At 69.6% G+C, this 12,045-nt stretch carries 10 protein-coding genes and 2 tRNA genes; 6 read left to right on the top strand and 6 right to left on the bottom strand.

The window, feature by feature from the left end; translation table 11 throughout:
• Positions 1 to 3 precede the first annotated feature (3 nt).
• The gene (locus ACYCO6_RS22515; protein ID WP_459763445.1) at positions 4 to 1,869 is read right to left on the bottom strand and encodes a glycoside hydrolase family 15 protein; all 1,866 of its coding nucleotides are present in this window, start codon (positions 1,867 to 1,869) and stop codon (positions 4 to 6) included.
• 109 nt (positions 1,870 to 1,978) lie between these two features.
• Positions 1,979 to 3,220 (bottom strand): acyl-CoA dehydrogenase family protein, encoded by a 1,242-nt coding sequence (locus tag ACYCO6_RS22510; RefSeq protein WP_459773667.1) that lies wholly within the window; start codon positions 3,218 to 3,220, stop codon positions 1,979 to 1,981.
• A 152-nt stretch (positions 3,221 to 3,372) separates the two neighbouring features.
• On the opposite strand from ACYCO6_RS22510, the gene ACYCO6_RS22505 reads away from it, so the two are divergent.
• Positions 3,373 to 4,092 carry a response regulator gene (locus ACYCO6_RS22505; protein WP_459763443.1) on the top strand — a complete coding sequence of 240 codons (720 nt, stop codon included), beginning with the start codon at positions 3,373 to 3,375 and terminating at the stop codon, positions 4,090 to 4,092.
• The gene (locus ACYCO6_RS22500) at positions 4,089 to 5,498 is read left to right on the top strand and encodes an ATP-binding protein (protein WP_459763441.1); all 1,410 of its coding nucleotides are present in this window, start codon (positions 4,089 to 4,091) and stop codon (positions 5,496 to 5,498) included. Before ACYCO6_RS22505 ends, ACYCO6_RS22500 begins: the two co-directional genes overlap by 4 nt.
• A gap of 10 nt (positions 5,499 to 5,508) precedes the next feature.
• Here the strand turns inward: ACYCO6_RS22500 and ACYCO6_RS22495 are convergent, their stop codons facing one another.
• Positions 5,509 to 7,665 (bottom strand): methyl-accepting chemotaxis protein, encoded by a 2,157-nt coding sequence (locus tag ACYCO6_RS22495; protein WP_459763439.1) that lies wholly within the window; start codon positions 7,663 to 7,665, stop codon positions 5,509 to 5,511.
• 397 nt (positions 7,666 to 8,062) lie between these two features.
• Here ACYCO6_RS22495 and rocF point away from each other — a divergent pair, with 397 nt between their 5' ends.
• The 3 genes from rocF to ACYCO6_RS22480 all read left to right on the top strand — a co-directional run bounded on the left by rocF (position 8,063) and on the right by ACYCO6_RS22480 (position 10,093).
• Positions 8,063 to 9,031 (top strand): arginase, encoded by a 969-nt coding sequence (gene rocF / locus ACYCO6_RS22490; RefSeq protein ID WP_459763437.1) that lies wholly within the window; start codon positions 8,063 to 8,065, stop codon positions 9,029 to 9,031.
• Positions 9,031 to 9,900: an urease accessory protein UreD gene (locus ACYCO6_RS22485; RefSeq protein WP_459763435.1), complete on the top strand. Its 870-nt coding sequence runs from the start codon at positions 9,031 to 9,033 to the stop codon at positions 9,898 to 9,900. Before rocF ends, ACYCO6_RS22485 begins: the two co-directional genes overlap by 1 nt.
• A gap of 119 nt (positions 9,901 to 10,019) precedes the next feature.
• Positions 10,020 to 10,093, top strand: a tRNA-Cys gene (locus tag ACYCO6_RS22480).
• A gap of 85 nt (positions 10,094 to 10,178) precedes the next feature.
• Here the strand turns inward: ACYCO6_RS22480 and ACYCO6_RS22475 are convergent.
• From ACYCO6_RS22475 to ACYCO6_RS22465, 3 genes are all read right to left on the bottom strand, one after another.
• The gene (locus ACYCO6_RS22475) at positions 10,179 to 10,688 is read right to left on the bottom strand and encodes a methyl-accepting chemotaxis protein (RefSeq protein WP_459773665.1); all 510 of its coding nucleotides are present in this window, start codon (positions 10,686 to 10,688) and stop codon (positions 10,179 to 10,181) included.
• A gap of 3 nt (positions 10,689 to 10,691) precedes the next feature.
• The gene (locus tag ACYCO6_RS22470) at positions 10,692 to 11,033 is read right to left on the bottom strand and encodes a hypothetical protein (protein ID WP_459763433.1); all 342 of its coding nucleotides are present in this window, start codon (positions 11,031 to 11,033) and stop codon (positions 10,692 to 10,694) included.
• Between the two features lie 327 nt (positions 11,034 to 11,360).
• A complete protein-coding gene (locus ACYCO6_RS22465) occupies positions 11,361 to 11,804 on the bottom strand; it encodes a hypothetical protein (RefSeq protein WP_459763431.1) in 444 nt (147 codons plus the stop codon).
• A gap of 48 nt (positions 11,805 to 11,852) precedes the next feature.
• Here ACYCO6_RS22465 and ACYCO6_RS22460 point away from each other — a divergent pair.
• A tRNA-Asn gene (locus ACYCO6_RS22460) sits at positions 11,853 to 11,928 on the top strand.
• The last annotated feature ends 117 nt before the right edge of the window (positions 11,929 to 12,045 follow it).

Here is a 12,045-nt window from a genome sequence, read left to right as displayed (position 1 = left end):
CGATCACTCGGCCGCCCGGCGCTCCGCGGCCTCCGCGGAATCGGCAATCCCGTAGCGCTCGATGCTGCTCTCGAGGCGCAACGCCGCATTGATCAGCGCCATGTGGGAGAATCCCTGCGGCGTGTTCCCGCGCTGATTGCCGGTTTCCGGGTCGATCTCCTCGGCGAACAGGCCGACGTCGTTACTCCGGGCGATCAGCCGCTCGAACGCGGCCTTGGCCTCGCCGGTGCGCCCGTCGAGGGCAAGGCAGCCGACCCGCCAGAAGGCGCAGGCCGTGAACGCCGCCTCGTCGCCCTCCAGCCCGTCATCCAGGCGGTAGCGGTAGATGAGATCGCCCTGCCCGAGCTCCCGCTCGATCGCCGCGAGGGTCGAGCGGGTGCACGGGTCCTTCGGATCCAGGGCGCCGAACAGGGCCACGCGCAGCACGGCGGCATCGAGGTGGTGCGAGCCGTAGGCGCCGACAAAGGCCTGCTTCTCGGCGTTCCAGCCCTTCTCGTGGTACTCGGCCCGGATCTCGGCGGCGGCGCGCTCCCAGGCGGCGATCTTCTCTTCGGGAACGCCCGCGATGTTGCGGGCGATCCGCGCCGCGTCGGTCAGCGCCACCCAGATCATCGCCTTGGTATGGACCTGCTGGCGCGGCCCGGTGCGCAACTCCCAGATGCCGTGATCCGGATCGTGCCGGTGGCGGATCGCGCGGGCGGTGAGGTTGTCGAGAACCTCCGGCAGGCGGTCATTCACCTTCTCGGGCGGGTCGTAGTCCACGGCCTCCAGGAAGATGCACAGGGCCCGCAGCAGCTCGCCGTAGATGTCGTGCTGGTCCTGGGCTTCGGCGATATTGCCGATCACCACCGGGCGAACACCGTTCCAGCCGGCGAGATGGGCGAGTTCCTCCTCGGGTGGCATCCCGTCCGAGATGCCGTACATCAGCCGGGTCTCGCGCCCGTAGGTGCCGTCCCGCTCGCGCAGGAAGCGCAGGAACTCGGACGCCTCGCGGACGTAGCCGAGCATCACGAAGGCGGTGACCGTGAAGGACGCGTCGCGCATCCAAGTGAAGCGGTAATCGTAGTTGCGGTTGCCCGGCACGGCCTCCGGCAGCCCCGCGGTGGCGGCTGCCAGGATGCCGCCCGTGGGCGAGTAGGTCAGCAGCTTCAGGCAGAGCGCCGAGCGCATCACTGCGTCGCGGTAGGCGCCGCGATAGGTGCAGCGGGCGCTCCACCGGCGCCAGTAATCGGCCGTGATCTCCAGGCGGCGCTGGGCCCCGGCGAAATCCTCGATGCAGGCCTCCTCCTGGTCCTCGCCGTGGGTGAGGACCAGGTAGGCGGTCTCGCCCTCCGACAGGGTGAAGCGCACTTCGGCGCTGTCTCCCGCCAGGAGCGGCTGCGGAAAAGCATTGACCCGGACCCGCCAGTCCCCGGCCTCGAACAGCACGGATTCCCCTTCCGTCAGCGGGGTGGAGGCACGGCGGGCGTAGTCGAAGGTTGGGCGCACGACGAAGCGGCCGGCCACGCGCCCGCGCTCGCAGGTGAGCAGGCGGATCAGCCGGCTCTCGCCCTCGCCGTCGGGTCCCTCATCCGGCGCGGGGCTCGGCGGATTGACCGGCATCAGGTCGACGAGGCGCGCGCACCCGGTGGCGGTCGTGAAGGTCGTCTCGAGGATGTTGGTGTCGGGCACGTAGCGCCGCGCCGTCTCCGCGAGCCCGTCGAAGGCCACGCTGCACGCGCCGCCCTTCTCGTCGTCGAGGAGCTTCACGAACAGGGCAGGCGAATCGTGGCGCGGCCAGCACAGCCAGTCGATCGACCCGTCGCGGGCGATCAGCGCGCAGGAATGGGTGTCGCCGATGAGGGCGTAGTCGCTGATGGGCTTCGACACGGGGCTTCCGGATGGCGGCCTCACCCGGACTGCCGGGCAAAAACCGATCCTGAGTTAGCCGGGGCTGGCCGGTCGGGGAGTCCGGCTCGACGATTCGCCGCATGACGGATCAGGTGACCCTCGGCAGCATCCGGTCGCTGATGATGCGCCGCTGGATCTCGCTCGTCCCTTCGAAGATCGTGGTCAGGCGGGCGTCGCGCCAGTAGCGTTCCACCCGGCGCTCGGTGGTGTAGCCGTTGCCTCCGTGCAGCTGCATCGCCTGGTTGGTGACGCGCACCGCCATCTCGGTGGCCAGGAGCTTCACCATCGCCGACTCGCTTTCGGCGGCCTCGCCCTCGTCGAGCAGGTGGGCCACCTGATGCCAGAAGGCGCGCGCCTGCGCGACCTCGGCAGCCATGTCGGCGAGGGCGAAGCGCAGCGCCTGGAAATCGCCGATCGGGTGACCGAACTGGACCCGCTCCTGGAGATAAGCCTGTGTGTCCTCGACTGCCGCCCGCGCCACCCCGACGGCGCGCGCCGCCGTGTGCACCCGGGCGATGTTGAGGCCCCTCTGGACGGCAGCGAATCCGCCGGAATCCGCGTCCGCCCCCTGGTCGCCGTAGAGGCCAGTGAGCCGGTCGCTCTCGGGCACGCGGACGCCGTCCAGGGTAAGTTCGAAGGTCTGGAAGCCGTGATAGCCGATCTTGTCGATCACCCGTCCGGTCATGCCCGGCGGGAAGCTGTCGCGGTCCTTGACCACGAGGAACGGCTCCAGCCCGGCCGAGCGCGATTCCCCGGGCTCGGGGTCGCGGGTGCGGGCCAGGACCTCGACGAAATCGGCGCCCCTGGCGAAGCCTGCCCAGCGCTTGGTGCCGGTGAGCACCCAATGGTCGCCGTCGCGCACCGCCCGGGTCTGGACGCCGGCGAGATCGGAACCCGCGTTCGGTTCTGACAGAGAGATCGAGCCGATCCACTGTCCCCGGGCCGAGCGGCGGAGCAGGTCCGCGCGGCGATCCGGGTCGAGGGTCTGGGTACCCAGGCCCTGACCGCGGGCCAGGATGCTGCCCACCGAGAGCCAGGCCCGCGCCAGTTCCTCGGAGACGAGGCAGTACTCGAACACCCCGAGCCCCAGCCCGCCCTGCTGCTCGCGGATCGTGATGCCGAACCAGCCCTTCTCGGCCATGGCGTCGATGAGCGAGCGGGGCATCTCGGCCTTCTGTCGGTCGAGTTCGTCCGCCAGGGGCAGCACTGTGTCCCGCGCGAAGGCTCGGGCCTCCTCCTGAAGGGCGGCCCGCTCCGGCGTGCGCCAGGGCGAGGCCAGTTCCGGCGGCTGCGGCAGGATCAGGTTTCGCTGGCCGTCAAATCCGGACATCATTCCCCCCCGGGCATGTGGCCGCCCAATTCAGGGCGCGTGCGAGAAACACGCGCTTACAAATTGGTTCCGCTTCCCACCTTCGAATAATCATCGGTTCGGCGCATAATAGCCTGATGATGCACGCCGACACGCACACTGACTCGTTCGCGATGAGTGCACCTGCAACACCTCACATCCTCGTCGTCGAGGACGATCGGGAGATCTCGGCTCTGATCGCGCGCTATCTTCGCGGCAACGATTGCCGCGTGACGCTGGCGGGCGACGGGAACGACATGGACCGGGCCCTGGCGGAATCGCGCATCGACCTGATCGTGCTGGACCTGATGCTCCCGGGCGAGGACGGCCTGAGCCTGTGCAAGCGCCTGCGCGGCTCCTCGCAGATCCCGATCCTGATCCTGACGGCGAAGTCGGAGGATGTGGACCGGATCCTCGGGCTGGAGCTTGGCGCCGACGACTATCTCCCCAAGCCGTTCAACCCGCGGGAGCTCCTCGCCCGCATCCGTGCGATCCTGCGCCGGGTTGCCGCCGAGGCGCCTGACACGGACGAGCGTCGGCGCCTCCACTTTTCCGGCTGGACGCTCGACGTCTCCCTGCGGCAGGTTCTGTCGCCCGAAGGGGCGCGCATCGCCATCACAGGGGCGGAGTTCGACCTCCTTCACGCGCTCTGCCTGCGCCCCGGTCGCGTCCTGTCCCGTGACCAGCTTCTCGATCTCACCCAGGGCCGCGCCGCCGGCCCGTTCGAGCGCAGCATCGACGTGCTGATCTCGCGCATCCGCCAGAAGATCGAGCGCGACACCCGCAACCCGGAATTCATCCGCACGATCCGGTCGGGCGGCTACCTGTTCACGCCCGAGGTGACGCGCTCATGAGCGCGCTGCAGCGTTTGCGTACCCGGCTGCGGCCGACGACCATTGCGGGCCAAATCGCGCTGCTCGTCGTGGCTGGGATCGCGGTGGCGCACGTGGTCGCGACCGCGGCGTTCCTCCTCCTGCACGAATCGCAGAATCCGGACGAGCTCCCGGGCGTGGCCGCGAGCCGCCTCGGCACGCTCGCGCGCCTGCTCGACGCGGTCGACCCCGCCGCCCGGCCGGCGCTGCTCGCCAGCGGGCGCAGCCTGCCGCTGATCCGCGTGGAGGCCTGGGATGGAAAGATACCGGACGGTGCCAAGCCGCTTCCCGAACTTCCGGTGATACGCCGCCTGCGCAACGGTGCCGGCCGGCCGGTGACGATCACCGACTTGTCCTCGGGTGACCCGGAACAGGCCCGCTCGGAGGGGCGGCTGCATGTCGGCATCGTCACGCCCGCCGGGGCGCGGCTCCAGGCGACGATGCCGAACGATCCGCTCCGGGGCCCCAAACAGGGTGCCTTGATCTTCACGGTGGTGTTTCTCGCGCTGACACTGGCGCTGCTCTGCGTCTGGGCGACCCGAGCCCTGACGGCCCCCCTGAAGCGCCTCGCCGGCGCCGCCGAGGCGTTCGGAACCCGGGATGACCACGTGGCGCTCCCGGAGGCAGGCCCGCGCGAGGTCCTCGCCGTCTCCAGGGCCCTCGACCGGATGCGGTCGCGGGTGCGCCGCCTGATCGACGACCGCACGCAGATGCTGGCGGCCATCAGCCACGACCTGCGCACGCCGATCACCCGGCTGCGCCTGCGGGCGGAATTCATCGAGGACGAGCATGCCCGGGCCGCCACCCTGCGCGATCTCGACCAGATGAACGGCCTCGTCGAGGCGGCGCTCTCCTTCGTGCGCGACGGCCAAGCGCGGGACACGGGCAGCTACAGCCTTGTGGACCTCGCCTCGGTGGTGCAGACGGTCTGCGACGACTTCTCGGATTTCGGTGCCCCGGTCAGCGTCGGCCGGAGCCGGCACGTCTTGGTGCAGGGCCGGCCCGAGGAATTGCAGCGGGCCGTGACGAACCTCGTGGACAACGCCGTCAAGTACGGTGGCCGGGCCGAGGTTCACATGGAGGCTTCCGAACGGGGCGTCCGGGTCTGCGTGCTCGATCCCGGCCCGGGCATCCCTGAGGCCGAGCGCGAGGCGATGCTCCAGCCCTTCGTCCGCGGCGACCGGGCGCGGAACCTCAACGAAGCCAGCGGCTTCGGTCTCGGCCTCTCGATCGTTCTGGCGATCGTCGAATCCCATAACGGGCGGCTGACGCTGGAGAACCGGCCCGAGGGCGGCCTCTGTGCGTCCATCGAGCTGCCCCTGGCGGCCCAGGCCTTCGCCGGGCAGCCGGCGGAGAAGCCCGCCGCTCTGCCGGCCCGGGCCGCCTGACGCGGCCCCGTCAGGCGGCCCGCACGTTCCGCAGGAACTGTGCGACTTCGGTGCGGAGCTGCTCCGAGCGCGCCGCGAGGGCATCCGACGCCTGCGCCACCGACGCGGCTGCCTGACCGGCATCGTCCGCCACCCGGGCGACCTCCGCGATGTCGGCAGTCATCCCCTCGGTGCCCGCGGAGGCCTGTCCCATGCTGCGGACGATATCCTGCGTGGTGACGCCCTGCTGCTCGACGGCGGCCGCGATGCTGGTCGAGACCTGATTCATGGCCTCGATCTGCGCCGCGACGCCCTGGATCGCTCCGGCCGCGTCACCCGTCACGGTCTGGATCGACGCCACCTGACGGCTGATCTCCTCGGTGGCGCGGCTGGTCTGCGCGGCGAGTTCCTTGACCTCGGCGGCGACCACCGCGAAGCCGCGGCCCGCTTCGCCCGCGCGCGCCGCCTCGATGGTGGCGTTGAGAGCCAGGAGGTTTGTCTGGCCGGCGATCATCGAGACCATGCCGACCACGTCGCCGATGCGGGTGGCCGCCGCGGCGAGATCGGTCATCGTCTGCTCGGCCCGCCGGGCCTCGCCCACGGCCGTGGCCGACATGCCGGCGGCTTGCTCCACCTGGCGCCCGATCTCCTGAACGGTCGCGCCCAGTTCCTCGGCGGCGGCCGCCACGGCATTGACGTTGTCGGAGGTCTGCTGGGCGGCACCCGCGACGCTGGTCGAACGCTGCGATGTTCCAGCGACGGCGACCCGCATGGTGCCGGAGGCGTCCTGAAGCCCTGCGACGGACTCCGTGAGGCTTTCGACGATACCGCCGACCGAGCGCTCGAAGCCGTCGGCAAGCTCCTTCAGCATGGCGCGGCGGCTCTGCTCCTCGCGCAGGCGCGCGGCCTCCGTCGTCTGCAACTGCTGGGCTGCATCCTCAAGCGACATATCCCGGATCGTGACCACGGCGCGGGCGATGTCGCCGATCTCGTCCCGGCGCCGGCTGCCGGGCACGTCGGTCAGCGCTTGCCGATCCGCGAGCGCCTTGAGCGCGCGGGTCAGGGCCCCGAGCGGCGCCACGATCGAACGCGCCAGCAGCAGGCCGAGAACGGCCGTCACGGCCAGGACAAACAGCCCTGTCAGGATCAGCGTGCGCGAGAGCGCCCGGACCGCGTCGATTGCCTCGGCCTGCGACTGCTCCGCCACCACGGCCCAGGGCGCACCCAGGACATTGAGTGACGAGACCGCGGCCATGTGCGGTCCGTCCGCGGCCGTGAAATCGAGATTGCCGCCCGCCTTCACCCGATCCGGGGAAATCCCGAGCGGCGCGAGCCCGTCTCCGGCCTTCACGCTCGGATTCAGCGGCGGGTTGCTCCGCAGGAGACCGTCCGCACCGGCGGCGAGGATCTGTCCGGTCTCCCCGAGACCAGTGCGCTTGGCCAGGGCCTGATCGAACAGGGTCGGCGTCACGCGCATGACGATGAAGCCGATCCGCTCCGCGGCCTGCGCCGTTCCCATGGCGACGTTGGCCCGCTTGGTCATGGCCCGCCCGATGAAGGCCGCCGGGACTCCGTCCACCGGATAGGCGGAGAAATCCTCGAACAGGACTGCGCCCGGATCGGCGGATCCGAGCCGCTCGACAAGGCGCGCGAGCGCTGTCCCCTTCAGGCTCTCATCCGAGACCGACTTGGCGAAGTCGGCGCCCTTTGTCGTCGTGTAGACGATCCGGCCGGCCTCATCGAGGAACAGGAGGTCGGCATAGCCTGGCTGCGCGACGAGCTTGCGTGCCACCTCCTGAACCTTGGCGTGCCGGCGGCCGTACATCGAGGTCATGCCGGCTCCGTCGAGGGCGATCCGGGCCTCGACGGTCTGCGGCGCGCGGAACGCCTCGATCACCGCGGCGGTATCGGGCTTTGCGGGATCGAGGGTCTCGATCAGGTCGGGAAAGTTCGAGACGATCTGGGGGTGAGCCGCGGCGGCCAGGAAGTCGGCGTGCATCCGGTCCGCCACCAGTTCGATCCCGTCCCGGCGGGCCGCTGCCGCGAGCTGAAGACGCTCATGCGCCGCGGTCATCAGGCCGGACCGGGCCGAGTACCAGCTGAAGCCGCCCATCGCGGTGGCGCTCAACAGGGCCAATCCGACGGTCATCGCCGGAAGCCGGGTGCTCAGCCGCGAAAGCTTTACCATGTCAGTCTCTGGAATACCTTAAATCGGGTTTCTCCAGAGGCGATGCCGCAATGCTGCTGAAAATCTCGTAAACGCTATGATCCTGGACGGGCTCGCTTATCTGGTCCGTATGAGGGCTATTGGACAGAGTTGGCGGCGCCGATCAAAGTCTTGACGAGGGCGAGCATGCCGGTTCAACAATCGATCCCGCTGCCGATCTGCGTGGAGACAGTTCGCCGCATGACCGGTAGTCGACGACCTTCGCGAAGATAGGCGAAAGCCAGGGCGTCCGGATCCTGGCGCACCGGGGGCGCCCGAAGGTCCGGTCGCCGGCCTGTTCCGCGCATCGTCATCGTATGGCGGCCCGGCGCCTGCTAGAGGAGCCGCGGAGCGCAGTGGCTTCCGCGACGGAGACCGGATGACGAGCCAAGCCCGCCAGGACGAACCGCGCAGCATCGCGCTGATCGGGGCACCGATCGAGGTCGGAACCAGCGAGCCCGGCGCGCTGATGGGACCGGCCGCACTGCGCACGGCCGGATTGGTCCGCGTCCTCTGCGACCTGGGGTACGCGGTGGTGGACCACGGTGACGTCTTCCCCGATGGGCCGGCAGCGGTACGGGGTCTCGATGCCGTCGCGGCTTGGACTCGCGCGCTCTCGCGCTCCGTCGAGGACGCGCTCGGGGCCGGCGCCGTTCCGCTGGCCGCCGGCGGTGATCACAGCCTCTCGCTGGGATCCGTGGACGGGGCCATGCGCCACTGCGCGCGGCAGGGCCGGCCGCTCTTCGTGCTCTGGCTCGATGCCCATGCCGACTTCAACACGCCGGAGACCTCGCCATCCGGGAACGTCCACGGCATGCCTCTGGCCGCCCTATGCGGGGAGCCGGGCTTCCCGCCCTTGTTCGCCGAGCCGGCGCCGAAGCCCCTCCCGCCGAGCAACGTCCACCTGTTCGGCCTGCGCTCCATCGATGCGGGCGAGCGCGCTCTGGTGACCGCGCGGCGGGTCGGCGTCACCGACATGCGGACCATCGACGAGTTCGGTGTGGTGGCTCCTTTGCGGCGCGTGCTCAATCGTGTCTCGGCCGAGGGCGCACATCTCCATGTGAGCCTCGATATCGACTTTCTCGACCCATCCATCGCCCCGGGAGTGGGGACGACGGTGCCGGGCGGCGCGACCTTCCGGGAAGCCCACCTGATCATGGAGATGCTGCACGATTCCGGCCTCGTGCGATCCCTCGACGTGGTGGAGCTGAATCCGTTCCTCGACGAGCGCGGGCGCAGCGCCCGGGTGCTGGTCGAGCTGGTGGCGAGCCTGTTCGGTCGGCGCATTCTCGACAGGCCGACCCTGTCCATCGAGGCGGTGCCGAGCGACCCGGCCGGGCGCGACTGATGCACGGCCACGTCACGGCTCCGCCGCTCTCGCGCCCGGCAACCGAAGCGGCACCGGCGCGCCAGCGCTCCAATGGTCGCGTCCGGCTGCGAGCCGGGCCGGCCTCGACCGGAGGCTCGACCCGCATCCTCGACCTTTCGGAATCCGGCCCGTCGCGGCTGCGCTTCCCGCGGGGGGAGGGGGCACTGGAGGCGGTGCTCGTGAATACGGCGGGTGGGGTGGCGTGCGGCGATGCGTTCGCGATCGAACTGGATCTCGCTCCGGGTGCCGACCTCGTGCTGACCACCACGGCGGCGGAGAAGATCTACCGGTCGGATGGACCGGTGAGCCGGATCCAGAACCGGCTCGCCCTGGGGGAGGGGGCGCGGCTCGCGTGGCTGCCGCAAGAAACCATCCTGTTCGACCGCGCCCGGGTCCGGCGTCATTTCGAGGCCGACCTCGCCCAAGGGGCCGCCCTGATCGCCGTCGAGATCGTGGTGTTCGGCCGCGCGGCCCACGGCGAGCGGATCGCGGACGGACTGTTCGCGGATGCGTGGCGCGTGCGTCGGGCTGGACGCCTGACTTATGCCGACAGCTTCGTGCTGGAGGGTCCGATCGGCGATCTTCTCGCGCGGCCGGCGATCGGCGGCGGCGCGCGCGCCTGCGCGACCCTGCTCGACGCCTCTGATGGGGCGCAGACGTGTCTGGAGGAGGCACGCTCCCTGTTGGCCGAGGCGGATATACCCGGCATCGAGGCGGCGGCGAGCGCCTGGAACGGCAACCTTGTCGTGCGGGCCCTGTCGGCCGAGATCGGCCCGCTGCGCGGCCTCGTGGCCGGCTTCCTTGCCGGGTACCGCCGCCTGCCGATGCCTCGGGTCTGGCAGAGCTGACCGAAACCCGCAAAGTCGCGTCGCCGTAGCCGTTGCCTGACGCCGCCTACCTCTGCTAGAGACGCGCACCCGGAGCTGTCCGCCAGGCTCCGTGCGGCGCTGCGGCGTCGCTTGAAGGTGGCCTCGTGGCGGAGTGGTTACGCAGAGGACTGCAAATCCTTGCACCCCGGTTCGATTCCGGGCGAGGCCTCCATCCTTCTCTCTTCCGACCGTCGCTCCCGGCATGACGCGCCGGGAACAGGAGCGATCCGCGTGGTCCCGCTCCGGGCGGCGCGCGCTCAGGCGCGGTGGACCTGTTCCATGAAAGTCTCGATCGCCTGCTGAAGGCTCTGCGTGCCGGCATTCACGTGGGCGGCGCTGCCCCGCACCTGCCCGGCCTGGATATCGTTGGAGGCGGCGGCCGCCCGCACGCCGGCGACGCTCTCCGAGACCTTGCGGGCATCCGCGGCGGCATCGAAGATGGCGCGCGCGATCTCCTGGCTGGCATTGCCCTGCTGGTCAGTGGCCTCGGCGACCTCGGAGGCGATCAGGCTCATACGGGTGATCGGCTGGCCAATCGACTCGATCGCCCCAACGGTCCGGGCGGCAGCGCTCTGGATCGAGCCGACCTGCCCGGTGATGCGATCGGTGGCGAGAGCCGTCTGCCCGGCAAGGGTCTTCACCTCCGCCGCCACGACGGCGAAGCCGCGGCCGGCAGCCCCAGCCCGCGCCGCCTCGATCGTGGCATTGAGGGCCAGCAGGTTGGTCTGATCGGCAACCTCGCGGATCAGGGACACGACGGCGCCGATCTCCTACCGACGGCGCCGATCCTCGGGAAGCTGGTCCTCCATCGCTTCGAGGAATGGCCCTCGCACCTGCGCGACCGTAGCCAGAGCCTCGTGGAGCGCCGACAGGCGCGTGCGCGCCTCCGCCGTGTCTTCGGCCGTGTAGAGGGCCGTGGCCTGCACCACCGCATGCTCGATGGCCTGACCCAAGGAACCGGCCTGCAGACCGGCATTCCAGATCCTGTCCGCGGCCGCCGCACGTTCCTGCTCCCAGACGGACTGGCGTACGGCGAAGGCCGAAATGCCGATCGCCACGATGCCCAGCAGACCGACGACAGCCGAGTGCTTGAAACCGAGGGAGACGCGCATGGGAGCGACACCACGTTCGCAGAGGACGACGAGCCAGCAGCTATATGGAATGTTCTTTGCCTGACAGGTTAAGTATAGTCGGCAAAAACAAGAGATCTTCGCTTTAGTTCGCCTTTTCATTTTGCTGGCAAAACGCACAGTTCATTGAAAGCAATCAGACTCAAGCGCGTTCTCTCTGCCGGCCGGCGACACGAAATCCGCGCCTGAAAAGCTGTTCTTCAACTGCCGCTCATGCGCGATTTCTGCCCTGGCCGGAACGGGCCTGTGCGCGCCTCCCGTTGGAAGTGAGGCGCACCAACCAGCGCGACATCGAGAGCTTCCGCCTCGTCAGTTGCCCGGCAATCCCGCGACTCCGGCGCGAAGCTGACCGATCCTCGTCTGCCCGGCGACCGGGAAGGCTGCGACGATCTCCTGGCGCAGGTCGTCGCGCTGCGCCTCCACCAGATCGGGCAGGATATCGGTGGCCTGCTCGTCGAGGGCCACGATCAGGTGTGGTCCATCGGCGGCCCATTCGAAGGCGACGCGGACTTCGCGCTCGGCATAGGGATCCTGAGGGTCGAGGCAGCAATGGGTCAGCATATTCGCTGTGGGGTTGCGCCGGCTTCCCCGGCGGGGCGGGTCCCGTAGGCCGCTGCCGTGACATCCGGATGACTCCGGAGCCCTCCGCTGCTTTCCCCACTGCTGCGGGGCGCCCAGCCGGAGCTTGGGCGACTGTTGCCGATCGGCCACTTCGAAGGTGTCGCAGCCGCGAATATCGTGCGGATCGCGCATCCAGGCTCTTGCGTCCGCCGAACCCGATGTGTACAGACGCCTTCGTGATCCCCGATAGCTCAGTTGGTAGAGCAGGCGACTGTTAATCGCCTTGTCGCAGGTTCGAGTCCTGCTCGGGGAGCCATACTCTTCGTAACATCTTGTACTCGCTGGCCTTTCGGCTCTCGCTTCCGCACCGGGTGCTGAGGTGCGGGAATCGCGTCGCCGCATCAGCAGTCGGCAATACGCTCGGCAAGCTTCG

It is taken from the genome of Methylobacterium sp. CM6257, from assembly GCF_054611515.1.
Note: the sequence above shows the minus strand (reverse complement) of the source record. Positions and strands in the feature narration are given on the sequence as shown.